The sequence below is a fragment of the Mycobacterium sp. 852013-50091_SCH5140682 genome (assembly GCF_001665685.1).
GTDB lineage: Bacteria > Actinomycetota > Actinomycetes > Mycobacteriales > Mycobacteriaceae > Mycobacterium.
The window spans coordinates 87,509-111,619 of record NZ_LZTB01000058.1; the positions used below are offsets into that span (position 1 = coordinate 87,509).

At 65.6% G+C, this 24,111-nt stretch carries 24 protein-coding genes; 15 read left to right on the forward strand and 9 right to left on the reverse strand.

Going from position 1 to position 24,111, the window contains the following annotated elements; translation table 11 throughout:
• Positions 1-72 precede the first annotated feature (72 nt).
• The 6 genes from A5784_RS18210 (at position 73) to A5784_RS18235 (ending at position 5,070) form a co-directional block, all read left to right on the forward strand.
• Positions 73-1,638 (forward strand): GAF domain-containing sensor histidine kinase, encoded by a 1,566-nt coding sequence (locus A5784_RS18210; RefSeq protein ID WP_082944926.1) that lies wholly within the window; start codon positions 73-75, stop codon positions 1,636-1,638.
• Between the two features lie 75 nt (positions 1,639-1,713).
• Entirely contained in the window at positions 1,714-2,076 is a 363-nt protein-coding gene (locus A5784_RS39230; RefSeq protein ID WP_064946289.1) for a COG4705 family protein, read from the forward strand.
• On the forward strand, positions 2,028-2,453 hold the full coding sequence (locus A5784_RS39235; protein WP_064946290.1) for a hypothetical protein: 426 nt from the start codon (positions 2,028-2,030) through the stop codon (positions 2,451-2,453). The genes A5784_RS39230 and A5784_RS39235 overlap by 49 nt, the downstream gene beginning before the upstream one ends.
• Before the next feature lie 160 nt (positions 2,454-2,613).
• Positions 2,614-4,011 carry an alpha/beta hydrolase gene (locus A5784_RS18225; RefSeq protein WP_064946361.1) on the forward strand — a complete coding sequence of 466 codons (1,398 nt, stop codon included), beginning with the start codon at positions 2,614-2,616 and terminating at the stop codon, positions 4,009-4,011.
• Between the two features lie 113 nt (positions 4,012-4,124).
• Entirely contained in the window at positions 4,125-4,556 is a 432-nt protein-coding gene (locus A5784_RS18230) for a hypothetical protein (RefSeq protein WP_064946291.1), read from the forward strand.
• A 187-nt stretch (positions 4,557-4,743) separates the two neighbouring features.
• Positions 4,744-5,070: a hypothetical protein gene (locus tag A5784_RS18235; protein WP_064946292.1), complete on the forward strand. Its 327-nt coding sequence runs from the start codon at positions 4,744-4,746 to the stop codon at positions 5,068-5,070.
• Between the two features lie 49 nt (positions 5,071-5,119).
• Here the strand turns inward: A5784_RS18235 and A5784_RS18240 are convergent, their stop codons facing one another.
• Positions 5,120-5,512, reverse strand: coding sequence for a hypothetical protein (locus tag A5784_RS18240; protein WP_064946362.1), 393 nt, complete (start codon positions 5,510-5,512; stop codon positions 5,120-5,122).
• A gap of 210 nt (positions 5,513-5,722) precedes the next feature.
• Between A5784_RS18240 and A5784_RS18245 the strand changes: the two genes are divergently transcribed.
• Complete coding sequence (locus A5784_RS18245; RefSeq protein ID WP_064946293.1) at positions 5,723-6,568, forward strand: alpha/beta fold hydrolase; 846 nt, start codon at positions 5,723-5,725, stop codon at positions 6,566-6,568.
• 4 nt (positions 6,569-6,572) lie between these two features.
• On the opposite strand, the gene A5784_RS18250 is transcribed toward A5784_RS18245, so the two are convergent.
• Positions 6,573-7,961: a purine-cytosine permease family protein gene (locus A5784_RS18250; protein ID WP_197514786.1), complete on the reverse strand. Its 1,389-nt coding sequence runs from the start codon at positions 7,959-7,961 to the stop codon at positions 6,573-6,575.
• 83 nt (positions 7,962-8,044) lie between these two features.
• On the opposite strand from A5784_RS18250, the gene A5784_RS18255 reads away from it, so the two are divergent.
• The 5 genes from A5784_RS18255 to A5784_RS18275 all read left to right on the forward strand — a co-directional run bounded on the left by A5784_RS18255 (position 8,045) and on the right by A5784_RS18275 (position 13,934).
• A complete protein-coding gene (locus A5784_RS18255) occupies positions 8,045-9,493 on the forward strand; it encodes an MFS transporter (RefSeq protein ID WP_502687521.1) in 1,449 nt (482 codons plus the stop codon).
• Between the two features lie 345 nt (positions 9,494-9,838).
• Positions 9,839-10,954, forward strand: coding sequence for an ABC transporter ATP-binding protein (locus A5784_RS18260; protein ID WP_064946294.1), 1,116 nt, complete (start codon positions 9,839-9,841; stop codon positions 10,952-10,954).
• Between the two features lie 63 nt (positions 10,955-11,017).
• Positions 11,018-12,211 carry a polyamine ABC transporter substrate-binding protein gene (locus A5784_RS18265; RefSeq protein WP_064946295.1) on the forward strand — a complete coding sequence of 398 codons (1,194 nt, stop codon included), beginning with the start codon at positions 11,018-11,020 and terminating at the stop codon, positions 12,209-12,211.
• 5 nt (positions 12,212-12,216) lie between these two features.
• The gene (locus A5784_RS18270) at positions 12,217-13,092 is read left to right on the forward strand and encodes an ABC transporter permease (RefSeq protein ID WP_064946296.1); all 876 of its coding nucleotides are present in this window, start codon (positions 12,217-12,219) and stop codon (positions 13,090-13,092) included.
• The gene (locus tag A5784_RS18275) at positions 13,089-13,934 is read left to right on the forward strand and encodes an ABC transporter permease (RefSeq protein WP_064946297.1); all 846 of its coding nucleotides are present in this window, start codon (positions 13,089-13,091) and stop codon (positions 13,932-13,934) included. The genes A5784_RS18270 and A5784_RS18275 overlap by 4 nt, the downstream gene beginning before the upstream one ends.
• 81 nt (positions 13,935-14,015) lie before the next feature.
• Here the strand turns inward: A5784_RS18275 and A5784_RS18280 are convergent, their stop codons facing one another.
• Positions 14,016-14,882, reverse strand: coding sequence for an EamA family transporter (locus tag A5784_RS18280; protein ID WP_064946298.1), 867 nt, complete (start codon positions 14,880-14,882; stop codon positions 14,016-14,018).
• A gap of 111 nt (positions 14,883-14,993) precedes the next feature.
• Between A5784_RS18280 and A5784_RS18285 the strand changes: the two genes are divergently transcribed.
• The 3 genes from A5784_RS18285 to A5784_RS18295 all read left to right on the forward strand — a co-directional run bounded on the left by A5784_RS18285 (position 14,994) and on the right by A5784_RS18295 (position 17,396).
• Entirely contained in the window at positions 14,994-15,830 is an 837-nt protein-coding gene (locus A5784_RS18285; RefSeq protein ID WP_064946299.1) for an HpcH/HpaI aldolase/citrate lyase family protein, read from the forward strand.
• Positions 15,831-15,920: 90 nt separating this feature from the next.
• Entirely contained in the window at positions 15,921-16,772 is an 852-nt protein-coding gene (locus tag A5784_RS18290; RefSeq protein ID WP_064946300.1) for a thioesterase family protein, read from the forward strand.
• Between the two features lie 162 nt (positions 16,773-16,934).
• Positions 16,935-17,396 (forward strand): GtrA family protein, encoded by a 462-nt coding sequence (locus A5784_RS18295; RefSeq protein ID WP_064946301.1) that lies wholly within the window; start codon positions 16,935-16,937, stop codon positions 17,394-17,396.
• 10 nt (positions 17,397-17,406) lie between these two features.
• Here A5784_RS18295 and A5784_RS18300 read toward each other — a convergent pair whose 3' ends face one another.
• The 6 genes from A5784_RS18300 to eltD form a co-directional block, all read right to left on the reverse strand.
• Positions 17,407-18,528, reverse strand: a complete 1,122-nt coding sequence (locus A5784_RS18300) for an ABC transporter ATP-binding protein (protein WP_064946302.1) — start codon at positions 18,526-18,528, stop codon at positions 17,407-17,409.
• The gene (locus A5784_RS18305) at positions 18,525-19,640 is read right to left on the reverse strand and encodes an ABC transporter ATP-binding protein (protein ID WP_064946303.1); all 1,116 of its coding nucleotides are present in this window, start codon (positions 19,638-19,640) and stop codon (positions 18,525-18,527) included. Before A5784_RS18305 ends, A5784_RS18300 begins: the two co-directional genes overlap by 4 nt.
• Positions 19,640-20,518: a carbohydrate ABC transporter permease gene (locus tag A5784_RS18310; RefSeq protein WP_064946304.1), complete on the reverse strand. Its 879-nt coding sequence runs from the start codon at positions 20,516-20,518 to the stop codon at positions 19,640-19,642. Before A5784_RS18310 ends, A5784_RS18305 begins: the two co-directional genes overlap by 1 nt.
• 4 nt (positions 20,519-20,522) lie before the next feature.
• Positions 20,523-21,479, reverse strand: a complete 957-nt coding sequence (locus A5784_RS18315) for a carbohydrate ABC transporter permease (protein ID WP_064946305.1) — start codon at positions 21,477-21,479, stop codon at positions 20,523-20,525.
• A gap of 14 nt (positions 21,480-21,493) precedes the next feature.
• Entirely contained in the window at positions 21,494-22,873 is a 1,380-nt protein-coding gene (locus A5784_RS18320; protein WP_165606269.1) for an extracellular solute-binding protein, read from the reverse strand.
• Between the two features lie 69 nt (positions 22,874-22,942).
• Positions 22,943-24,007 (reverse strand): erythritol/L-threitol dehyrogenase, encoded by a 1,065-nt coding sequence (gene eltD / locus A5784_RS18325; protein WP_064946366.1) that lies wholly within the window; start codon positions 24,005-24,007, stop codon positions 22,943-22,945.
• Positions 24,008-24,111: the final 104 nt, after the last annotated feature.

The following is a 24,111-nucleotide window of genomic DNA, read 5'->3' on the forward strand; positions in this document are numbered from 1 at the left end:
TGTCCGCGGACTCGCTGGGCGGGCGAGGATAATCGGCTCTTCGAACAATGTGCGGGATCGAGGATGCAATCGATGACTTCGGAGGGATTGGCCGTGAGGTCCGACGGCGCGGACCGACCGCGCAACGGCTGGGCGCCGCCTGGGCTGACGCCGTTTCTGTTGGGGCCGACGGCACCGCTGTGGCTGGGCTTCGCGGTCGGAGCCGTGCTCATCATCGCTGAGGCCGCATTGGTGGACCTGCTCGGCCGGGCGCTGCCGCACCAGATGTTCGGTGTGGTCTTCTTCCTTGGCGTGCTTGTGATCTCGGCCGGTTGGCCGATGTGGATGGGCGTGGTGATGACGTTCGTGAGCACCGTCGTCTACCTGCGGATGCACCTGGGTGGCATGGTGATTCCCCATACCCTGCAGGACTTGATCCCGATTGTGGTGTACCTGCCCGTTGCCCTGCTCGCCAATCTGCTCGTCGGACAGGCACGGTTGCGTGCGGTCGAAGCCCGGGAGGCGGCCGAGAAGGTCAGCGAGCTCGCCGAGCGGCAGGCGGCGCTGCGCCGGGTCGCTACGCTGGTCGCCCGCGGGGCGCCGCCCGACGAGGTGCTGACGGCCGTTGCCGACGAAGTCGCCAACGCCCTGCACATGGGCAATGCGGCGTTGTTTCGGTATGTCGACGACGAGTACGGCGAGATCGTCGCGGTGCACGACGAGGCCGGCCATCCTCGGATGCCCGTGGGTGTCCGAATACGTTTGACCGGCGACAATGTCGCAGGCATGGTGCTGCGGACCGGGCGTGCGGCACGTCTGGACAGTCACGAGGATGCTTCCGGGGCGGCCGCTGCGCTGATCCGTGACCTCGGCCTGCGCTCCGGTGTGGGCGCCCCGATCATCGTCGAAGGGCGCCTGTGGGGCGCCGCCATTGCAGGATCGTCACGACCCGAGTCGCCGCCGCCGGATATGGAATCACGCCTTGCCGACTTCGCCGAACTGGTGGCGACGGCGATTGCCAACACCGAATCCCGCCGCGAATTGATGGCCTCACGGGCCCGCATCGTGACAGCCGGTGATGAAGCCATGCGGCGGATCGAACGAGACCTGCACGACGGAGCGCAGCAACGGTTGGTCGCGCTGGCATTGACCAGCCGATCGCTGCAGGCATCCCTGGACCCCGACGATGCGCTGGCACACGAGATTGCCGAACTCGGAGACGGATTGGTCGCGGCCAGCGAGGAGCTCCGCCAGATCACCCACGGAATACACCCTGCGGTTCTCACCAACGGAGGCCTGCGGCCGGCATTGCGCGCGTTGGGCCGCCGGGCGCCGGTACCCGTCGAGGTGTCTGTCGACGTCGCGAACAGACCACGCGAATCCGTCGAAGTGGGCGCGTATTACGTTGTCGCCGAGGCGCTGACGAACGTCACCAAGCATGCCGACGCCTCCCACGTCGACGTGACCGTCGACGTCGACGGCTCCACCCTGCGTGTCGTGGTGGCCGACGACGGCGTGGGTGGCGCCGACGTCCGCAGTGGATCGGGATTGGTAGGCCTCAAAGACCGTGTCGACGCACTGGGCGGCCGCCTGCACATCTCGAGCCCCGCGGGCCAGGGCACCACGTTGACCGCGCACATTCCGCTTGACGCGGGCTGATTGCCTGCGGGCCAACAGCTTCCGTTGAGCTTTTCTCAGCGTCGGTTCAGCGACGCGCCTCTAGCGTCTCGGGGCATGGCCGATACCGCGAGATTGGGCACCAGTTCCGCCACGCTGAGCCGGGTGCCCGAAGTCACCCGGCTCGGCGCCAACGCTGTGCTCTCGTTCTGGCTCGCCTACATCCTCACGCGTCCGCTGGGCGCGAATCTCGGTGACTGGCTGGCCGCGCCGAAAACCGAGCAGGGCCTCGGACTGGGTGTCGCCACGACGAGCGTGATCTTCCTCGCGGCGATCCTGGCGACCGTCGCCTACCTGGCGGCAACCCGCGCCGACGTCATCGAACGCGACACAGCGCCGCTCCGCATCGCGATCCGGCGCGCGAGCGCGTCATGCTGGGCTATCTCGGCGTGGTCGCCGTCGGGACCGTTGTGCTCCTGACGTGGGCTGCCGGCCGACCTCACGCGATGCCCGCAGGCGGTGAGGCGGAATCGGAGTCGGCGGCCGCGGTGTCGGTACCGGCAGGGCAGTCGGTCACAGCACAGTTCCCGCCCGCGGCGGTCACCAAGTACCGCGGCATCGTCCAGGACACCCTGGTGAAGCTCAACGCAGGCGATCAGGCCGGTGCGACCACCCGCATCAAGGACCTCGAAACCACGTGGGACGAGGATCAGGCAACCCTGCAGCCGATGGACAATGCCGGGTGGGACGTGCTCGACGGTCAGATCGACCAGGTTCTGACTGCGCTGCGGGCCCCTACGCCCGACCCGGGCACTGAATCACGAACTCTCGGTCAACTCCTGACCTCGTTGCAGTAAGAGACCGGCGCCTGGCAGTCCGATGGGAACATCCCGCTACCGCGTGTCGCAACGCCTGCGATACCGCAGGGCGGAGTAGACCCACGGACTGTGGGTGACGGCAGGCGGCAACAGCAACCGCACAGGTTCTCGTCTGCAGGATATGACCGTGGCGGTTGAGATGGCAGAGCCTTTGCGCCACCGCATCGCACAATTGTCCCTGGTCGACGGGTGGGTGCCGATCGCGGTGCAGGTGCTGGCTGCACTGCTTCTGCTGTACGTGGTGTGGGCGCACGCCGACCGCCGGGGCTGGCGGCGGCTGGCCATCGCCGCCCTGATCGGGACTCCGTTCGCGCTGTGGGCTCGCCACTACATCTCCTCGATCGGAGTGTCCGGTGAGGCGGCGCCGAGCCGATTGTGGCTGTGGATCGGATTGGTCGGAGCGGCTCTCAGCCTTATCTTCCTGACCTGGAAGCGCGCGTCGTGGTGGCGGCGTGGCGCGGCGGTGCTGGCCGTCCCGCTGTGTGTGGTGTGTGCGGCGCTGTCGGTCAACACCTGGGTCGGTTACTTCCCGAAGGTGCGCACGGCGTGGAACCAACTCACCACGAGTCCGCTACCCGATCAGACCGACCGGGTCGGCGTCACCGCGATGCAGTTGTCGAACGCAAGGCCCGATCGAGGCGTCGTGGTCCCGGTGCGGATCGACTCCAGCGCATCGGGTTTCGCGCATCGTCGAGAATTCGTCTACCTGCCACCGATATGGTTCGCGAGTAAACCGCCGCCTCGCTTGCCAGTGGTGATGATGATCGGGTCGGCGTTGAACACGCCGGCCGACTGGCTTCGGGTCGGTAATGCGGTCGCCACCATCGACGATTTCGCCGGCCAGCACGACGGAAGCGCGCCTGCGGTGGTCTTCGCGGACGCGACGGGCGCCTTCGACAACGACACCGAATGCGTCAACGGACCGCGTGGGAACGCTGCCGATCACCTCACGAAAGACGTTGCTCCGTTCATGGCGGCGAATTTCGGTGTCAGTGCCGAGCGCACCCATTGGGGCATCGCCGGTTGGTCGATGGGCGGTACGTGCGCGGTCGACCTGGCTGTGATGCACCCCGACCTGTTCAGCGCGTTCGTCGACATCGCAGGCGATATCGGACCCAACACCGGCAGCCGCGAGCACAGCATCGCCACCCTGTTCGGCGGCGACGCCGACGCGTGGGCCGCCTTCGATCCCACCACCGTCATGAAACGGCACGGCCGCTATACCGGTTTGACGGGATGGTTCGAGGTGCCCGGTTCGCCTGACGGCACGGCGCGTGATCCCGTGTCGAATCCGGAGGGCCAGGATATCGCCGCGCGCGCACTGTCGGCGACCGGCGCAACGGAAGGCATCGCGTCCACGGTGGTGACGCGGCCCGGCAGGCATGACTGGCTGTTCGCGTCGCAGGCGTTCGGCGATGCGTTGCCGTGGTTGGCGGCGCAACTCGGAACCCCTGCGGTACCACGAGTCGCGATGCCGAATTCGACGACCGACGCGGCAGGACCGACCGGCATTCCCGGCTTTACCCAGCACCATTGAGCCGGCCATTCGAGTAGCGCACTACGCTACCCAATCCCCGATTCTCGGGCCGACCCTGGATGTCGGCACATCTGACGAGGGTGCCTGCCCAGCGGATATTCGGAGGGACAGCCGTGGACGTCGAGACCCATTCCCGCGGAAAGATACTGGCCGCGATCGGGGTTCCGGTGGCAATCACACTGCTCTCCGGGGCGACCGTACCGTGGTGGTGGCACGAGGTTTTCGATCGGCACAGCGTGGACGACAGCTCCACGGCACACAATTCCAGCGCCCCGAGCGCCCGCATCACGGCACCACCAACCGTCGCGGCGGGCACGTGTGCTGTGACGGTTGCCAACCCGCTGCTGACGCTGCGCGAGACACCGGACCCGTTCGGGCAGGAATCGGTGAAAGTGGCGGCGGGCACGTACAAGGTGTCCGACATCGCCGACACATCGTGGGCCGGTGCTCCACAGCGGTGGTTCAAAATCGATGTCGGCACCCGTTCCGGCTGGATCCGCGACGATTCCTTCAGTATCGATTCGCGATCGGATTCCTGCCCGTGACATCTCGGAGTCAATGCCGTCAATAGCATTGACAGCAAACAGTTTTCAATTCGTTACCGGGGTAGCCGAACCGTTATCGCTTGCACAGCTGCGCCATACGGTCGCCACAGTGCCGGCAAAAATCCAGGTCATAGCTTTACTTCGCATCCGGCGGTGACGCCGTAACACGAAGAAACGGAGTAAACCTATGACGTTCAAGCGAACCCTGGGTGTCTCGGCGCTGGCCGCGGGCATCGGTATGGCCGGGCTGCTCGGTGTCGGTCTCGGCACGGCAAGCGCAGACCCGGGCTGGGGCTGCGACCGTCCAGGCTCCCCGCAGTGCGACAACCACCGCGACGATCGCGGGCCCGACCGGGGCCCGGCTGGTCCGGTCGACTGGCATAACCGGGGCATCGATCAAGGCCGCAACGACCACCAGCCGTTCAACTGGAACGGTCAGCAGGTCACGCCGATGCAGGCAGCGGACGGCCACGGTTGGGGTTTCTGGTTCCTCGGCACCTGGATCCCGATGTAAATCCCCCAAAACTGCTGATGGGCCGCCAGTTTCGGGGCGGCCCATCAGGCTATCCGGCGCCGCGGTCGTCCGTCGGGCGCGCCGCGAACGGATTGAACTTCGACAGCCCCGGGATGTTCGACAACATCCGGAAGACGTCGTTTCCGGTGGCGACGAGAGCCTCCAACTGGGGTAGAAGCCGATCCATCGTGCGGAACATCGGGTCGGCCATTGCGAGATAGCGCTCGGTGCGGTCGATCGTCGTGTTCAGCCGTTCAGTCGCAACCGCCAGATTCTCGATCAGATCGGGCAACTGCACCGCGAGTTGGGCTGAGGCGGGAGGTATGCGCATCGCGCTGTTCGCGACGGCCTGCGCGGTTTCGACCGCCGACTGAGCGGTCTCCACCGCAGCCTGCGCGGCCGATCTGAGGTCACTCGGTTTGGGAAGCTTCGGACTGGTCATGTCGGTAACTGTGCCGCACTGCGACGTCGCTGTCAGCATGTTTGGTCACGGGTATCCGGGTTGCCTCGAATCGGATATCGCCAGCGGGCGTTAGGCTGCATCCGGCGATCGGCAACCGGACATCCTCGGGCCTTGCGTGGCCGTCAAATACGCTGCCTGAGAGGTCAATCCGTGCCGATCCTGGCAGCCACGTCGGGGAAGAGGGTGCATATGGATCAGTTCCGCCGCGGCGGCCTGGTGTTCGACGTCATCGACGACGGCCCTGCGGACGGCCCCGTTGTAGTTCTCCTGCACGGATTCCCCCAGCGCAACACCAGCTGGGAAGCCGTGATGGCGCAGCTGACCACCCGCGGATACCGGTGCCTGGCACCGAATCAACGGGGCTACTCCCCCGGGGCGCGGCCGCTGCGGCGCCGTGACTACCGCATGTCCGAGTTGGTCGACGACGCACTGGCCCTCATCGACGGCAGTGGAGCCGACCGCGTGCACCTCGTCGGGCACGACTGGGGCGCTGCTGTCGGCTGGGGAGTTGCGCTGCGGTACCCCGATCGACTGGCGTCGTTCTCGCCGATCTCGGTTCCGCATCCGGTGGCCTTCCTACGTGCGATGCCGACCAGCCGCCAAGGCCTGGCGTCCTGGTACATGTACGTCGCGCAACTCCCCCGACTTCCCGAGCGGCTGCTGCTCGGCCGGGGTGGTGTCGGTACCAGGATCACTGATGCTCTGGTCCGCAGCGGGCAGGCCGCCGCGCACGCGCAACGCGACACCGCGGCGATGCTCGAACCCGGCGCGCTGACCGCTGCGCTCAACTGGTACCGCGCGATGCTGCTGTCCGATTCGCGCGACATCAAGCACCGGGTGCGGGTCCCCACGATGTACATCTGGAGCGACGGGGATACCGCGATCACCGCAAAACCGGCCCACGAGACGGCGAAATTCGTGTCCGGACCGTACCGGTTCGAGACCATTCGCGGCGCCTCACACTGGTTGCCCGACGAAGAGCCTGACACCGTGGCGGGCCTGCTGCTGGATTGGTTTGCCGCACACCCGCTGTGAGGTTCTACGGCTGCTCGCGCTTGGCCTGCAGCAGTCGGTAACCGCCGTAGAGCGTCAGGGCTACACCGAAATTCACGAAATACGCGACGTCGGCGCCGTACCACGCGGTTGCCACCGGCCCGTGGATCAATGAGGTGTTCATGAACGGCATCGCCACCGCGTAGGAGATCACGAAGGTGATCAGTGCGGCCGCCGCGTCGGACCGGCGCGTCTCTTCGGCCGACGGATCGAGCGTGTCGCGTCCGCGGATCCGGATCGCCCAGTCCACCGCCACGACTGCCACGAACGCCGGAATCCAGTAGCTGACCAACAACAACACGTCGGTGAATCGGCTCGCGGTGTCGGCGGCGTGCAACCACAAGATCAAGAAGAAAGCGAGCGCCGTGACGATGACGGCGGAAACCGGCCTGCGCACTCGCGCCCCGATGGTCTGCAGCGCCAGTGACCCGCTGTAGTCGTTCATCACCCCCGAACCGACGGCGGCCAGCGCGATGATCAACAGTGCCAGCCCACCGAGGACGCCGCCGCCCATCACCGTTCGCACACCCTCGGCGGTCTGCTCACCGATCGCTGCCGCGCCGCCGATGCCGATCCCCTGAACGAAGATGTACGCCGACGCGATACCGGCGAACGTGTATCCGAACACCTGGCCCCGGGGCGCCGTCGCGGGCAGGTACCGGCTGAAGTCCGCGGCATAGCTCGCCCACGAGATGGCCAGGCTCAGCGCGATGGTCACCTCGAAGACGAAAGCGCCGACCAGCGCTGCCCCGTGCACGGTCGCCGGCGTGACCACGTCCTGCCCGCGGACCAGCTTGACGGCGAACACCACGAAGGTGACCAGCAGGACGACGGTGAGCACCGCCTGCAACCGATGGATGAGCTCGTAGCCGAAGAATCCGACGACACCCTGTACCCCGAGGACGATGAGCACGGCGATCCAGAACGGGATGCCCACCAGGACGGCCAGTGCTTCCCCACCGAACAAGCCGACCAAGGCGTCCCAGGCGATCGACGACCCCCATTGCAGTATCCCGGGCACCACGACGAAGCCACCGAACGCCATCCTCGCGTTGGGCAACTGGCCGGCCCCGGTGCGCGGGCCCCACGTCGACAAGTAGGCCACCACCAGGGACCCGAGAATCGTCCCGATGACCATGGCCAGCATGCCCAGCCAGAAGCCCAGACCCAGCGCGATGGCCAGGGTCCCGGTGAAGACGCCCGTCATATTGACCTGGGGTGCGAACCACACCGTGAACAACCGCGCGGGACGGCCGTAGCGCTGATCCTTTCCGATCGGCGCGATGCCGTGCGTTTCGACCGCGAGGTCGCCGGCGCCCGTCGGCCGGCGCCCGGTGAAGGCGCTGGCGTTGAGCACGTTGGATCGAGAAGGCATGGCCCATTTCACCATGCCGACGACCGCCGGTTCATAATCGGGAAACTTGAAAAGATAGGCTAACGAACGGAGTGACGGTGGTGGTGCCCAGGACGGGAAACCCTGAAGCCACCGCGACCCGGCCCGCCGTGCTGATCGCCGGGCTGAGTCTCGTCGTGCTGACCGTCGCGGTCCTGCAGACCGCCGTGGTGCCCGTCCTCGGAGTCATCGCGACGCAACTGGGATCGACGCCCGCTGCGGTGAGTTGGGCGGTGACCGCGAACCTGCTCGCCGCAGCCGCGGCCACGCCGCTCATCGGCCGGCTCGCGGACCTCTACAGCAAGAAGCGGGTGTTGCTCGCCGTGCTTGCCGTCGTGCTGGCCGGCTCGGTGCTGGCTGCGACAACCGCGTCGTTGCCGCTGCTGATCGTGGCGCGCGTGCTGCAGGGCGCCTCCTACGCCCTCTATCCGATCAGCATCGCCGTACTGCGGACCGAACTTGCCGAGGACCGACTGGTCGGCGCGATGTCGATACTGTCGGGGACGCTCGGATTCGGTGGCGGCGCCGGGCTGGTTGTGACGGGTCTTTTGATGTCCGGCGGCGCCGGCTATCACCGCGTCTTCTGGCTGACCACTGCCTTCACCGCCGTGGTCATTGTCGTTGCGGCACTTGCTGTTCCGGAACGTCGACCGGAAACGACCGGAGCCATCGACTGGCTCGGTGCCATCGGACTTGCGGCCGGGCTGTCGGCGGTGCTGCTGGGCATCACCCAGGGCAACGCGTGGGGCTGGGCCAGTCCGGCCACGCTCGGCCTGCTGGCGGCCGGTGTCGTCGTGCTGGCCGGGTGGTGGCTGTGGGAGCGGCGCGTGGAGCAGCCGCTCGTGTCGACGGCGATGCTGACCCGGCGGCCGATCCTGTTGACCAACGTCGCCACGGCGTTCGTCGGCATGGGGTTGTACTTCGCCTTCCTGGGGCTCACCCAGTTCGTCCAGATGCCGCGCGAGGTGGCCGGCTACGGGTTCGGCGCCACCGTGCTGCAGGTCAGCGTCTACTTCCTCTTGCCGGGTGCGCTCACCGGTTTCGTCGTGGCGCTCGTCAGCGGCCGGTTCATCGACCGGTACGGCGCCCGGCGGGTGATGGCCGTCGCGGCCGTCGCGGGCATCGCCGGATTCGTGGTGCTGGCAGTCGCCCACGACCGGGCGTGGCAGGTCATCGTTGCCGGGGTGTTGGCCAACGCGTACATCAGCCTCGGGTACGGGGCCTTGCCCGCGCTGGTGGTCAGCGAGGTCGACGCCGCACAGACGGGTATCGCCACGAGCATGAACGCCATCGCTCGGACGGTCGGCAGCTCTGTCGCCGCCGCGATCGTCGCAGTGCTCATCGGCCACGCCCGGGTTCCTTCGGAATCCAGCTTCATCGTCATCTTCATCGCCGGCGCGGTCACCGCCGCCCTGGCGATGGTTCTCATCGCTGTGTCACGTACTGCCGACCGTCATGGGCAATCGGTTCAGACCCTGTCGTCGTCGCGTGCGATGAACCACGAATGGGGCTGATCCCGTCGCCGGTTTCGCGCCGCCCGATGTCGGTGCCCTGAGAAACTGATCCGCAGGTTCCCCACACCCGTACTCGGTGACGCGCTGTTGTGGTCGCACGCCCCCTTCACTGTAGGAATACGTGCAAAAGACGCCTTCAAACGAAGGATTCCATTGTAGAAATGTTAAATCGTTGCGGAATCGCTTGCGAACGTCGGCCTCATCCGCGATGGTTTACCCACAGCACCCGCTGCGCCCTGAGGAGGAACTCCACTGACCGGCCCAGACACCACCGCCATCGACGATTCGGCGGGACCCGCTGGAGCGCCACCCACGAGTGGCAGCCCAGTTATCGAGATCGACCATGTGACCAAACGCTTCGCCGACTACGTCGCGGTACAGGAGGCGGACTTCTCCATCGCCTCCGGCGAGTTCTTCTCCATGCTCGGCCCATCCGGGTGCGGCAAGACCACGACGCTTCGGATGATCGCCGGATTCGAGAGCCCCAGCGAGGGGGCGATCCGGCTCGAAGGCGTCGACGTGTCCCACGTCCCGCCGCACAAGCGCAACGTCAACACGGTGTTCCAGCACTACGCACTCTTCCCGCATATGACGGTGTGGGACAACGTCGCCTACGGGCCGCGTAGCCGGAAGAAGTCCGCCAAGAAAAGTGCGGCCGAGATCAAGCGCAGCGTCGACGAGCTACTGGAGATCGTGCGGCTGACCGACTTCGCCAACCGCAAGCCCGGTCAGCTGTCCGGCGGCCAGCAGCAGCGGGTCGCCCTGGCGCGCGCGCTGGTCAACTACCCCAGCGCATTGCTGCTCGACGAGCCGTTGGGTGCACTGGATCTCAAGCTGCGGCATGCCATGCAGTTCGAACTCAAGCGCATCCAGCGGGAAGTCGGGATCACCTTCATCTACGTCACCCACGATCAGGAAGAAGCGCTCACCATGAGCGACCGGATCGCGGTGATGAACGCCGGCAACGTCGAGCAGATCGGCACCCCGACCGAGATCTACGACCGGCCGGCCACGGTGTTCGTGGCGAGCTTCATCGGCCAGGCCAACCTGTGGGCCGGACGGCAGACCGGTAGGGCCAACCGCGATTTCGTCGAAGTCGACGTGCTGGGAACGACGCTGAAGGCCAAGCCCGGCGACACGACGATCGAGCCCGGCGGGCACGCGACGCTCATGGTCCGACCCGAACGGGTCCGCGTGACCATGGACCGGCCGAGTGGTGACCTCGCGACCGTGCCTGCGACCGTCAAGGATCTCACCTTCCAGGGTCCGGTGGTACGGCTTTCCCTTGCCGCACAAGATGATTCGACCATCATCGCCCATGTCGGCGCTGAGCAGGACCTGCCGCTGCTGCGGCCCGGTGACGCGGTGCACGTCAGCTGGTCTCCGGACGCCTCCCGGGTGCTGCCCGCGGCGGACATCCCGACCACCGAAGACCTCGAAGAGATGCTCGACGACTCGTAGTCGCCGGCAGCATTCACCACTCCCCTTCATCCGTCAGCGCCCCAATTCACCGAAAGGTCGCTCATGCCCAACCACACCGATCCCGCACTGCTCGCCCGGCTTGCCGCCAGCCCCACCTCCCGGCGCCGGTTCCTTGGCGGAGGCGCGGCGGCCGCAGCCGCGCTCGCCCTTGGCCCGTCGTTCCTGGCGGCATGTGGCTCCAGCGAAAAATCCAGCAGCCCCACGAGCTCCGCGCCACCGGATGACGGCACCCCGGCGAGCGGCAATCTGCGTATTTCGAACTGGCCGCTCTACATGGCACCCGGGTTCGTCGATGCCTTCCAGAAGGCCTCCGGGCTCACCGTGGACTATCGAGAGGACTTCAACGACAACGAGCAGTGGTTCGCCAAGGTCAAGGAGCCGCTGTCGCGCAAGCAGGACATCGGCGCCGATCTGGTGGTGCCCACCCAGTTCATGGCGCTTCGGCTCAACGGCCTGCACTGGCTCAACGAGATCCGCGATTCCCGCGTCCCCAACAAGAAGAACCTGCGCCCCGATCTGCTCAACGCGCAGGTCGACCCGGGCCGTAAGTACACGGCGCCCTACATGACCGGCATGGTCGGTCTCGCCTACAACAAGTCCGCGACCGGCCGCGACATCACGAAGGTCGAGGACCTGTGGGACCCTGCGTTCAAGGGCCGCGTCAGCCTGCTCTCCGACACCCAGGACGGGCTCGGCATGATCATGCAGTCGCAGGGCAACTCCCCGGAGAACCCCACGAAGGAAGGGGTCCAGAAGGCTGTCGACCTGGTCCGCGAGCAGAAAGACAAGGGCCAGATCCGCAGGTTCACCGGCAACGACTACGCCGACGACCTGGCCGCCGGCAATATCGCTGTCGCCCAAGCTTATTCGGGCGACGTGGTGCAGTTGCAGGCAGATAACCCCAATCTGCATTTCGTGGTTCCCGAAGCGGGCGGTGACTGGTTCATCGACACCATGGTGATTCCCTACACCACCCAGAACCAGAAGGGTGCCGAGGCGTGGATCAACTACGTCTACGACCGCCCGAACTACGCCAAGCTCGTGGCGTTCACCCAGTACGTGCCCGTGTTGACGGACATGGCCGAGGAACTCGACAAGATCAATCCGAACTTGAGCAAGAACCCGCTGATCAACCCGCCCGCCGAGACACTCGCCAAGCTGAAGTCCTGGGCGGCGCTGACTGACGAGCAGACCCAGGAGTTCAATGCCATGTACGCCGCGGTCACCGGCGGCTGACGCCGATGGCAGGTGTAGCAACCAGTAGCCGGCAGCGGAGCAAGGTGGCTCCGTATCTGATGATCCTGCCGGCGCTGGTGTACCTCGGGATCTTCTTCGTGGTGCCGTTCTTCTCTCTGGCACGCACGTCGTTGTCGAGCTCGGGCGGATCGGTGTATCTGCCCACGCTGACCTTCGACTGGAGTATCGGCAACTACGCCAAGGCATTCAGCACCTACAGCGAGCAGATCCTGCGCTCGTTCGGCTACGCGCTGACCGCGACCGTGGTGTGTGCGCTGCTGGCATTTCCGCTCGCGTACGTCATCGCCTTCAAGGCGGGCCGGTACAAAAACCTGTTGCTCGGCCTGGTCATCCTGCCGTTCTTCGTGACGTTCCTGATCCGCACGCTGGCGTGGAAGACGATCCTGGCCGACGACGGATGGGTGGTCAGCACACTCGGCTCGATCGGCCTGCTGCCCAGTGAGGGCCGGTTGCTGTCGACGAGCTGGGCGGTGATCGGCGGCCTGGTCTACAACTGGATCATCTTCATGATCCTGCCGCTCTACGTGAGCCTGGAGAAGATCGACCCGCGCCTGATCGAGGCGTCGAAAGACCTGTACTCGACCAATCGTCGCAGCTTCACCAAGGTGATCCTGCCGTTGTCCATGCCCGGTGTGCTGGCAGGCAGCATGCTGGTGTTCATACCGGCGGTCGGAGATTTCATCAACGCCGACTACCTGGGCAGCACGCAGACCAGCATGATCGGCAACGTGATCCAGAAACAGTTCCTGGTGGTCAAGGATTATCCGGTCGCGGCCGCACTGAGCATGGTTCTGATGGCGATCATCCTTGTCGGTGTCCTGCTCTACACGCGGGCTCTGGGTACGGAGGACCTGGTATGACATCCGTAGCGGTTGCCGCCGCGACGAGTCCGGATGTACCGAAGACCGTCAAGGGCACCCCCAGGTGGGGTGACTGGGCGTTGCGCATCGTGGCGGGCCTGGTGTTGCTGTACCTGTTCCTGCCGATCTTCGTCATCGTGTTGTTCTCGTTCAACAAGCCTGCGGGCAAGTTCAACTACACGTGGCAGGAATTCACCTTCGACAACTGGACCCATCCGTTCAAGTACCCGGACCTGACCGCGGCACTGAAGCTGAGCCTCAACGTCGCCGCCGTGTCGACCGCCGTGGCCCTCGTCCTGGGCACGCTGGTGGCGATCGCCTTGGTGCGCCAACGGTTTCGGGGACAGAAGGCTGTCGACACGTTCCTGGTGTTGCCGCTGACGGCGCCCGAGGTGGTGATGGGTGCGTCGCTGCTGACGCTGTTCCTCGACCTGGGGTGGGCGACGGGCTACGTCACGATCCTCATCGCGCACATCGCCTTCGAGGTCAGCTTCATCGCGATGACGGTGCGGGCCAGGGTCCGTGGATTCGACTGGACGCTGGAGGACGCGTCAATGGATCTCGGTGCGAGCCCCACTCGCACGTTCTTCAAAGTGACACTGCCGCTGATTGTTCCGGGCATCGTCGCCGCGGCGATGCTGTCGTTCGCGTTGTCGCTCGACGACTTCATCATCACCTATTTCGTCAGCGGCTCGACGGTCACCTACCCGCTGTACGTCAACGCGGCGGTCAAGGCCGCAGTGCCACCCCAGATCAACGTGCTGGCCACCGCGATTCTGGTGATCAGCCTGGTGCTGCTGATGGCGGGAACGCTCTACCGGCGCAAGCGCATCGACGCGTAAGCGGTGTCGTCGAGATTGACGCCAGGGCTGTGGATTTTCGAATTTCACAGCCCTGGCGTCAATCTCGGTGAGGATGAGTGGTCAGCCGACCTCGGCGGGCACCGGTGCTGTGCGTGCGCCATTGCTCGTCGCGCCGACACCGGCCACAACCACCAGCGCGATGCCGACCACACCGAACAGGGCCGGAACCTGGTGCAGGATGAGCAGTCCCATGAGCATCGCGAAGCCGGGTTCAAGGCTCATCAGCGTGCCGAACGCCGCAGTAGTGAGCCGGCGCAGCGCCAACAGTTCCAGGGCAAACGGGATGACGGGCAACAGGATCGCCAGGCCGAGACCGATCAACAGGAGCTCTGGAGTGAGCCGCCCGAACGTGGCGGGACCGGCTGCCAGGCTGGCGACCAGCGCGGCGACCGGCATCGAGATGGCCAGGCCTCTGAGCCCTGCCACCTCGTCGCCGACGCGCTGGGTAAGCAGGATGTAGGACGCCCAGCACAGAGCCCCTGCGAGGGCGAACAGCACGCCGATCGGATCGACGGACCCCGTCCACGGCTCGGTCAGCAAAACCACGCCGAGCCCGGCCGCCGCCGGCCACACGAACCGTCCGCGGCCGCTGCCTTTGGCAACGGCAACGCCCAGTGGCCCAAGGAATTCCAGAGCGCTCGCGGTGCCCAGCGGGATGCGTGCCACCGCCAACATGAACAGGATGGTCACGCCGGCCGTGGCCGCCCCCAGCAGCACGCATGCGACGAACGACGACCGGGTGAAATGGGTGGGGCGCGGCCGGACGATCGCGAGCAGGAGCAGCCCGGCCCAGGCCAGGCGCAGCCACGCGACACCCACGGCGCCCAAGTCGTCGATGAGCTCGACGGCGATGGCAGCGCCGAGCTGCACGATGAGCATCGCCGCGATTGCCATGAAGGCGCCCTGGCGTGCGGTTGCGGTGGTCATTACAGCATTGAACGGCACCGAAATCGTTCGTGTCCACGTGATATTTATGGACATACCGTTCAGTATTTACTGATGGTTACGATCGCGTGAGCGCCGGGCCGCGAATGCGAAATGCTGGACCCCGTGAAAATCAACCCACAGGCTTCACGCTCCTGGCTGTTGGTCAACCCCTCGCGTGAGGATGATTTGCACTCACTCGTGGCATCCACCGCGTGCGACCAAGTGATCCTCGACCTGGAGGACGCCGTCGCGCCCAACGAGAAAGAACCCGCGCGCGAGCGCGTGATGGAATTCCTCAACTCGGGCGGACAAGCCTGGGTGCGGGTCAACGACGCTTCCAGTGAGTACTGGTCGGTCGACTGCCGCACCCTCGCCGACGCCAAGGGTTTGTCGGGCGTGGTGCTCGCCAAGACAGAGGGCGGAAATCACATGTGGGACACCGCCGCCCGGCTCGGTGGCCATTCGCCGGTGATCGCCTTGATCGAGACCGCCCGGGGCCTCTCCCGCGTCCACGACATCGCCGCGGCCCGGCCATGCTTCCGAATTGCCTTCGGTGTCAACGATTACACGCTGGACATCGGTGTGGAACAGGACCCGTTGGCGCTGGCGTACAGCCGTTCTCAGCTGGTTGTCGCCTCGCGCGCGGCACACATCCCCGGGCCCATCGACGGACCCACCCGCGACCCCGAGCAATTGGCCGAAGGAGTGGCCTTGACCAGACAGATGGGCATGACGGGCAAACTCGCGCTGCGCTCGACGGACGCCGACGTTATCAACAAGGGTCTGAGCCCTTCCGATTCCGACATCTCGTGGGCCACGGATTTCGTCGAACAGTTCAACAGCCACGGCGGCAAGCCCAAGGACGGCAGCGACCTTCCGCGGCTGAACCGCGCCCGGATCATCCTCGACAGGGCCAGGATGCTGGGCCTCGCCGTACCTTCGGCATGAACCTGGCCCGCCGGCACCCGGTTTACGTGAGGCTGGCGACGGGACAGGTTCTGCCTGCCGGTTAGTGTGCAAGGTCAACGAGTGAAAGAGATGACCTTGACGCATACGTTGACCAGCACGCGTCCGTTCACGGACCTGACGACGCTGGAGCCTGTCGGCGCCGGCACGTACACGGCGTCCGTCGACCCCATCTGGACCATCGGCCCCAAGGTGCACGGCGGCTGCATGATGGCGCTGTGTGCGGCCGCGGCGCGCCGGGCCCTCGGCGCGGAGGCGGATCTGCAGCCGATCGCCGTGAGCGCCAACTATCTTCACGCCCCAGAACCGGGCGACGTGACGCTCACCGCCACGGTCCGCAAGCGGGGACGGCAGGTCAGCGTTGTCGATGTCGAGCTGTCCCAAGGAGCTGTGGTGGCGGTGTCCTCCGCGGTCACCCTCGGGCATCTCGATGTGGCCGATCCTCGCCATCAGGATCCGCTGCCCCTGTCGGACATGGCTGCCGAACCGTCAGCCGACGCCGTACATGTCACCCCCGCGCATCCCATGGGGCAGATCGTGCATGTCGCACAGGGTTGCGACCTGCGGATCGACCCGTCGGCGGCATTGTTCCTGGCCGGGCAGCAGGGCGAACCGATCAATCGAATGTGGTTGCGACCCTTCGCACAGGACGAGGCCGATCCCGATACGGCACTGCTGTTCGCCGTCATGGCCGGCGACATCAGCGCGCCGGTGACGATGAACCGCGGCATGTTCGGCTGGACGCCGACGGTTCAGCTCACCACCTACCTGCGCCGCAGGCCCGCGCCGGGCTGGATGCGGGTGATGGCGAGCGCCACGGTCATCGGCGAGACCCTGTTCGAGGAGGACCATCTCATCCTCGATGCGGCGGGGCAGGTCATCGTGCAGAGCCGCCAGCTCGCGATGATCCCGAAAGGGCACTAGCCCGGCGTCGACGCGTGCGTCCGGTCCGGCGCCGAACGGCCAGTTATCGCACGGCGCAGCGGAAAACCCGCGTCACAACTGGCCATTCGCGGAAGTGACACCGACCCACATCGTTCGCCCGGTGATCACGGTCCCGACACCCGCAACTGTCACGGTGGACATGTGGTCACCGAGCAAGTGTCGACGGCGGGGCGGTTTCACCGATTCTGCGAACGGGCCGTCGGTCGCCTGCCGTTCGGCCTGAGCACGGTGGTGGCGCCGACCTTCCTCGGGTTCGCGCTGATCAACAGTTTCACCTTCGGCGTGGACCTGCTGGTGCTGACGCTGCTGCGTGGCTCGTTCGGGCTGCCGCTGCCAGTGGCGGTGACCGTCGCGTACGCGTGTGCGTTCGCCCTGGCCTACTACCTCAACCGGACGCTGAACTTCCGGTCGCACGCCTCCGTCGGCCCTCAGCTGACGGTGTACATCGTCGTGGTCGCGATCAACTACGCGGCGTTCATCCTGGGAGTGTCGAGCGGTCTGGCCGCACTGGGCGTCGAGTACCACCTGGCCAGGATCGCCGCGGGCGCCTGCGAGGCCGTCTACATGTACAGCGCGATGCGCTGGGTCGTGTTCCGCCGGTGAGCGGCTGCCGTCAGCGCAACCTCTCCCCCGAATCAGCGTCGAAGAGATACACGCGCTGGGCCGCAGCGCTGAGCGTGACCTGCTGTTCGGGTTCGTAGCGTTCTGCCGCAGGGGTCTGCACCACGATGCCCTCCTCGACGCCTGCGACGGTGCTGGTGGCCAGCCCGAATTCCAGCAGGTGTTCGAAATAGGCGACGGTGACCCGGATACCGTCGCCGTCGGACGTGCCGATCACGCAATCCTGCGGCCGGATGCCGACGGTGACCTTTGTGCCGTCGGCGACGCCGGTCACCGTGGTTTCCAGTGCGCCTGCGCCCGAACCGATCTCGACCCGGACCGTGCCACCGGAAACCCGGGCCACGCCGGGAAGAACATTGATCTGCGGTTCACCGACGAACTGTGCGACGAACAGATTGGCGGGATCGTCGAACACCTCGTCGGGGGTGCCGAACTGTTGCACCACACCGGCATCCATCACAGCGAGCCGATCGGCCAGCGACAAGGCCTCCACCTGGTCGTGCGTGACGACGATGGTCGTGTAGCCGAACTCTCGTTGTAGCACTTTGAGTTCGCGACGGACTCGCTGCCGGGCCGAGGCGTCGAGATGGCTCAGCGGCTCGTCGAGCAGCAGCACCGGTGGGTTGCGCACCAGGGCGCGGGCCAGCGCCACCCGCTGCTTCTGCCCGCTGGACAAGCCGGCGGGCCGCAGCCCCATCATGTCGTCCATCTCCAGGCGGCGGCTGATCGAATCGACCATCTGCTCAGCGCCTTTGACCTTGCGGGCCTTGAGCCCGTACAGCAGGTTCTCGCGCACCGACATCGGCGGGTACAGCGCGTAACTCTCGAACCCGACGCCGATGCCGCGTTTGGCCGCGGGCAGCTGCGATACCTCGCGCTCGCCGATGCGGATGGAGCCGCTCGTCACCGTCTCCAGACCGGCGATCATGCGCAGTGTGGTGGTCTTACCGCAGCCCGACGGCCCCAGCAGCGCCACCAGCTCCCCCGGCCGGATCGCCATGTCGATGCCCTTGACCGCCTGGAAACTCTCGCGACCCCGAGACGAATAGGTCTTCACCAGCTTGGACAGCGTGAGGCTCTGCGCGGTCTCGGGTGGTGTCACGGTGGTGGTCACTGAGCTGCCTCCAATGCGGAATCGCGCTTGCCGCCGTCCAATCGGCGGGTGTCGCCCGCCCCGGCGGCGAACACGTGAACGTCGGAATCGGCCACGGTCATGGTGATCTCGGCGCCTTCGCCGACACCCTCGCGGCCGGAGGTGAGCACGATCAGCTGCGTCCCACCCACCGTGACGGTGAGTTCGACGTTGCGGCCGAGACGTTCGGCCAACAGCACCCGCCCGTGCAGTGAGCCTGTGCCCGAGGTGACGTGAATATCGCAGGGCCGCAGACCGACCCGCACCGCATCGCCGCGGGCACACTCGAGGCCCGCGGGTACTGCGATGTCGAATGAGCCGTCGCCGAGGCGGATTCGGCCGTCGTCGACCACGCCGTCGATCAGGTTGATCTCCGGCTGCCCCAGTGCCTTCGCCACGAAGGTGTCGGCCGGTCGTCGCCAGATGTCCTCCGGCGTGCCGATCTGAACCAACTTGCCCTCGCGCATCACCGCGATGCGGTCACCGAGCGCGAGCGCCTCCTGATAATCGTGGGTGACATAGATGGTCGTGGTGTTGCTCATCGCGCCGAGCTGTTTGAGTTCGGCGCGCATCGCCGCACGCAGCTTGGCGTCGAGGTGGCTCAGCGGTTCGTCGAGCAGGTAGATGTCGGCAGGTCGCACCAACACTCGACCGAGTGCCACCCGCTGACGCTGCCCGTTGGACAGTTCCCGCGGAAAACGCTTCTGCAGGTGGTTGATTCCCAGCGTCGAGGTGACCTGGTCGATGCGCTCGGCCCGGTCCTGCTCCGAGTATCGGCCGGTGCGGCCGCTCTTCAACGGCGAGGCCAGGTTCTCGGCCACCGTCTTCTGCGGATACAGCGCGTAGCTCTCGAATGCCATCGCCACATTGCGGTGATACGGCTCCACTTGCGTGACGTCGGTACCGCCGATGTGCACCGACCCCTGGTCGATGTCCACCAGGCCGGCAACCGACTTCAACGTGGTGGTCTTGCCTGCGCCGCTGGGGCCGAGAATGACGAAGAACTCACCGTCGGCGATATCCACCGACAGGCCGTCGACCGCTTTGGTCTTGCCGAAACTCTTGTGTACGTCGGCAATCGACACCGTTGCCATCAGGCTTTCACCGCCCCGAACGACAGGCCGCGCACCAGGTACCGCTGAATGGTCAAAGCCAAGATCAGCGGTGGGAGCGCGGCGATGACGGCGGCCGCGGCGGTCAGGTTGTAATACGCCTGCCCGCCACCGCCGAGGAATTTGGTGATCGCAACGGTCACCGTGCCGGCATTGCTGTCGGCGAGAATCAGCGGGAACACGTAGTTGTTCCACGCGAAGATGAACGCGAGCAACGCCGCGGCGGCGATACCGGGCCGCACGATGGGCAGCGCCACCATGACGAACGCCCGCCGCCGCGTATATCCGTCCAGCAGTGCGGCCTGCTCGAGATCCTCGGGCAGGTCCTGAAAGTAGGACCGCAGGATCCAGACCACCAGCGGCATGGTGACCAGCTGCAGCACCCAGATCATGCCGACTTTGGTGTCGAACAGCCCGATCTGATTGTAGATCACGAACAGCGGGACGATCACCATGAGCTCGGGCGCGAACCGGAACGAGAGCATCTGGAACATCAGGTCATTGGAGCCCTTGTACTGCCACCGGCCGGCGGCGTAGGCAGCCGGGATGCCGATGACCAGTGAGACGATCACCGCGCCACCACAGTTCAGCAGGCTGGTCAGCAGCGAGGCCTTGAAATCGACACTGGTCATCTGAGTGCCCTTGTCGGTGAGCACGGTGGCGAAGTTCGACCATGTCGGGCTGAACGAGAAGTAGGTGGTGGTCTGCTGCTCGGCGTTCTTGAGCGCCAGGATCACCATCCAGGCGATCGGGAACAGCGAGAACACGAACCAGAAGACCAGACCGATATCGGCGGCCACCGACCCGATCGACAGGCGTTTCTGCCCCGGGAGCAGTTCGGTTCTGTTGAAGAGTCCCATGGTGTTACGACTCCGCTCCGGCAGCTCGGCGCTGCGCCTTGCCCAGCACGCTCACCAGGTAGCGCGCGGTGATGAACACGATGATCCACAGCAGCAGCATGTAGGTGCTGCCGCGGGAGTAGTCCAGGTTGATGATGGAGTCCTCGAACGCCCCGATCTGAAGGGTGCGGGTGGCGACGCCAGGGCCGCCTGCGGTGAGCACGTAGATGTGGTCGAACACCTTGAGGTTGTCCATGAACCGGAAGATGACCGCCACCAGGATGTAGGGCCACAACATCGGCAGCATGAGCTTGCGGAACATGTAGAGCCAGCCTGCGCCGTCCACCTCCGACGCCTCGAAGGGCTCCTTGGGCAACGACCGGATGCCGGCAAGCACCAGGATCGCCACGAACGGCGTGAAGATCCACAGGTCGACGAGGATCACCGACCACAACGCATGCGTCGAGGACAACCAGTCGAATGTGTTGCCCAGTCCCAGAACATGGTTGAGCACGCCGAACTGCGGGTTGAACATCAGCTTCCAGATCACGCCCGCGATGACGGGGGCGATCATCAGCGGCAGGATGAGCACCTTCTCGAAGATCTTGCCGATGATCGACGACCGGTTCAGCAGGAGCGCGAGGCCCACCCCCAACACGGTCTCGACACCGGTGGCGACGACCGCGAAGATCAACGTGACCGTGACACTTTTCCAGAACACCCGGTCGCCCAAGACGGACTTGAAGTTGTCGAACCAGACGAAGTGCGGATCCGGGTTGACCGCAGCGTAGTTGAGGAAGGCGTAGTAGGCGCCGAGGACGAACGGGTACAGGATGCCGATGACGATCACCAGCGCGGGGATGGACAGCACGTAGGGCCGCAACCGTCGGCGCCAGGCAGGCACCTCCGGCAGGTTGCCGCGGGACGCGGCGGCGTGCTGCGCCTGCGATGTCGTCGGCGCCTTCGGAGTCTGAATTGTCATGTGGGCCAGAGCTCCTAGAGGTTGACCTTGGATGTATTGGTCTTGGCGAGGCTGCGCAGCCGCGTGGCGGCGTCGTCACCGCCATAGATGTCCTGTAGCGCGACGGCCCAGTTCTGGGTCGTGTCGAAGAACTTCTTCTGCGGCGTGAACTGGATCTTCGACTCAGCGATGACGGTCTCGAAGGCCTGCAGGTAACCGAACTGATCGGCCGCCACCCGCTTGAACGTGGTGTCGAACACCGACTTTCGCACCGGATCGGCGTAGGTGCCGCCCTCGACGGCCTTGTTCATCGAATCCTTGCCGGTGGCCCACTGGATGAACAGCCATGCGGGCAGTTTGTTGCGCGAGTTCGCCGACATCGCCCAACTCCACGTCCACAGGTTGGTCTTGTAGTTGCCGTCGGGTCCGGCGGGACCGGCATACCAGCCCAGGTTGCCCGCCTCCTTGCTGGCCCCCGGCTTGTTCTTCGGGTAGGTGGCGCTGTCGGCATCGAACACCATCATCGCCTTGCCGTCGCCGAGATCGCCTGTGGCATTGGGATAGTCGTAGGTGGTCCACGACGTCGGCCCGGCGCGGTGCTGCATGTCGATCCACTTCTTGGTGAAGTCGATCGCGATGTCGCTGTCCATCTCGGCGATCAGGTCCGAACCGTTGAACTTGTAGTCGACGGCGCCCTCGCGGGTGTACTGCGTCATGAACCCCGGGTGGATGGTCGCCCACGACTTCGAGCCACGGGTGGAGATGCCGTAGCGGTTCTCCGAGCGGTCGGTCAGGTCGACGGCCAGCTGGATGAAATCGTCGAGGTTGTCCGGAAGCTTGGTGATGCCACGCTGATCGAAGTACTTCTTGTTGTAGGCCACCACGTTGTTCTCGAAGCCCCACGGGATCGCCCACTGGCCACCGGTTCCCAACGGGTGGCCGAGGGTGAAGTCCCAGCGCGTCGAGGTCCGCAGGCCTTCGAAGATGTCCTCGAAGTCGTACTCCGCACTGGTGGCCGACGTGTTCTTCAGCCACGGGCCGAGATCCTCGATCCAGCCGGGTGGTCCGTACTGCCAGATGAAGTAGGCACCGAGCATGAAGGCGTCGTGCTTGCCGGAGCCGCCCGCGAGCTCGGTGTTGAGCTTGGTGAAGTAGTCGGCCTCGGGGACGAGGTCGACGTTGACGGTGATCCCGGTGAGTTCGGTGAACTCCTTGATCAGCGGCTGATAGGACAGCTGATACGGATGGGGTGTCTGCAGGATGTTGATGGTGGCACCGGAGGCCTTCTTCCAGTCGAAGCCACCGGTGATCTCGTCGGCGCCATTGGGCGCCGACACCCGGCCACCGACACCGCACGAACTCAGGATCGGCGCGCTGGCGGCAGCGGCCCCGGCGATTCCCAAGGCCGCCAACATGCTTCGACGCGACAGCTGCGGTCCCGATGAACCGGGACGGACACGTCTGTTCATTGCTTCGGGCTCCATCTACGCCGGGATCAGGGAAACTTTGACGGATTCCTTGCCGCTGGCCACCAGATCCAGGCCACGCTGGAATTCGGTGAGAGGCAGCTGGTGGGTGCAGATCTCGTCCATCGGCAGCGTGCCGGACTCGATCATCTTGATCGCGGCGGGCCAGCAGTACGGCCCGAGGTGGGCGCCGAGCACGTCGAGCTCCTTGTCGTCGCTGATGATGCTCCAGTCGACGGTCACGTCGCTGCCGAACACGCCGTACTCGACGTACCGGCCGAGCTTGCGCAGCAGGTTCAAGCCTTGGGGCACAGCGGATGTGTGGCCGGTGCCCTCAAGGTATACGTCTGCGCCGTAGCCGTCGGTCAGGCCCTTGACGATCTCTTCGGCGTTCTGCTCGGCGATGTTGATGGTGAGGTCCGCGCCGCAGCGCTCGGCGAGCTTGAGCTTCTCCGGTGCCAGATCCAAGGCGATGACCCGCATGGGGTTCTTGGATTTCGCGCCGGCGATCATGCCGAGGCCGATGGGCCCGCACCCGGCTACCACGACGGTGTCCTCGAAGGTGATCTGGGCGCGCTCCACGGCGTGCAGCGCGCACGACAGCGGTTCGGCGAACGCGGCGTGGGCCGGTGGGATATCACCGGAAACCTTGTGCACCAACGCTTCAGCGGGATAGACCATGTAGCTGGCCATGGCGCCGGGCGTGCGGCGTTTGAAGCCGTAGAGGTCGTGCGGCTGGCACATGTGGTACTGGCCGCGCTTGCAGAACCGGCACTCCCAGCACGGCACGATCTGTTCGGACACCACCCGGTCCCCTACGGCGATGCCCCAGCGCTCGGCGGCTTCGTCGTCGAGTTCGACCACCCGGCCGACGAATTCGTGCCCGGGGATGACCATGGTCTCGGCCCAGGCCGGACGGTTCTCGTCGCCCCAGAACTTGGCGGCACCGTGATAGCACTTCAGATCGCTGGCGCAGATGCCGACGGCTTCGACGCGGATCAGCGCCTCGCCCCGGCCGCGTTGTGGCACAGCCACTTCCTCGAGCCGGTAATCCTGCGGGCCATGGCAGACCACTGCCTGCATCTTCTCGGGGATCTGGGCGGAGCCTGGATTGGACACGACGGACACCTTTCGCACTGTGGTTGGTGTCACATTAACCAGCCTATGCACATATGTCCAGAACAAAT

What these genes read in the sequence shown, in the direction of transcription:
- A5784_RS18210 (WP_082944926.1), top strand. Translation starts at nt 73, where the DNA reads ATGACTTCGGAGGGATTGGCCGTGAGGTCCGACGGCGCGGACCGACCG.
- A5784_RS39230 (WP_064946289.1), top strand. Translation starts at nt 1,714, where the DNA reads ATGGCCGATACCGCGAGATTGGGCACCAGTTCCGCCACGCTGAGCCGG.
- A5784_RS39235 (WP_064946290.1), top strand. Translation starts at nt 2,028, where the DNA reads ATGCTGGGCTATCTCGGCGTGGTCGCCGTCGGGACCGTTGTGCTCCTG.
- A5784_RS18225 (WP_064946361.1), top strand. Translation starts at nt 2,614, where the DNA reads ATGGCAGAGCCTTTGCGCCACCGCATCGCACAATTGTCCCTGGTCGAC.
- A5784_RS18235 (WP_064946292.1), top strand. Translation starts at nt 4,744, where the DNA reads ATGACGTTCAAGCGAACCCTGGGTGTCTCGGCGCTGGCCGCGGGCATC.
- A5784_RS18240 (WP_064946362.1), bottom strand. Translation starts at nt 5,512, where the DNA reads ATGACCAGTCCGAAGCTTCCCAAACCGAGTGACCTCAGATCGGCCGCG.
- A5784_RS18245 (WP_064946293.1), top strand. Translation starts at nt 5,723, where the DNA reads ATGGATCAGTTCCGCCGCGGCGGCCTGGTGTTCGACGTCATCGACGAC.
- A5784_RS18250 (WP_197514786.1), bottom strand. Translation starts at nt 7,961, where the DNA reads ATGCCTTCTCGATCCAACGTGCTCAACGCCAGCGCCTTCACCGGGCGC.
- A5784_RS18265 (WP_064946295.1), top strand. Translation starts at nt 11,018, where the DNA reads ATGCCCAACCACACCGATCCCGCACTGCTCGCCCGGCTTGCCGCCAGC.
- A5784_RS18270 (WP_064946296.1), top strand. Translation starts at nt 12,217, where the DNA reads ATGGCAGGTGTAGCAACCAGTAGCCGGCAGCGGAGCAAGGTGGCTCCG.
- A5784_RS18275 (WP_064946297.1), top strand. Translation starts at nt 13,089, where the DNA reads ATGACATCCGTAGCGGTTGCCGCCGCGACGAGTCCGGATGTACCGAAG.
- A5784_RS18280 (WP_064946298.1), bottom strand. Translation starts at nt 14,882, where the DNA reads ATGACCACCGCAACCGCACGCCAGGGCGCCTTCATGGCAATCGCGGCG.
- A5784_RS18285 (WP_064946299.1), top strand. Translation starts at nt 14,994, where the DNA reads ATGCTGGACCCCGTGAAAATCAACCCACAGGCTTCACGCTCCTGGCTG.
- A5784_RS18290 (WP_064946300.1), top strand. Translation starts at nt 15,921, where the DNA reads ATGACCTTGACGCATACGTTGACCAGCACGCGTCCGTTCACGGACCTG.
- A5784_RS18305 (WP_064946303.1), bottom strand. Translation starts at nt 19,640, where the DNA reads ATGGCAACGGTGTCGATTGCCGACGTACACAAGAGTTTCGGCAAGACC.
- A5784_RS18310 (WP_064946304.1), bottom strand. Translation starts at nt 20,518, where the DNA reads ATGGGACTCTTCAACAGAACCGAACTGCTCCCGGGGCAGAAACGCCTG.
- A5784_RS18315 (WP_064946305.1), bottom strand. Translation starts at nt 21,479, where the DNA reads ATGACAATTCAGACTCCGAAGGCGCCGACGACATCGCAGGCGCAGCAC.
- A5784_RS18320 (WP_165606269.1), bottom strand. Translation starts at nt 22,873, where the DNA reads ATGTTGGCGGCCTTGGGAATCGCCGGGGCCGCTGCCGCCAGCGCGCCG.
- eltD (WP_064946366.1), bottom strand. Translation starts at nt 24,007, where the DNA reads ATGCAGGCAGTGGTCTGCCATGGCCCGCAGGATTACCGGCTCGAGGAA.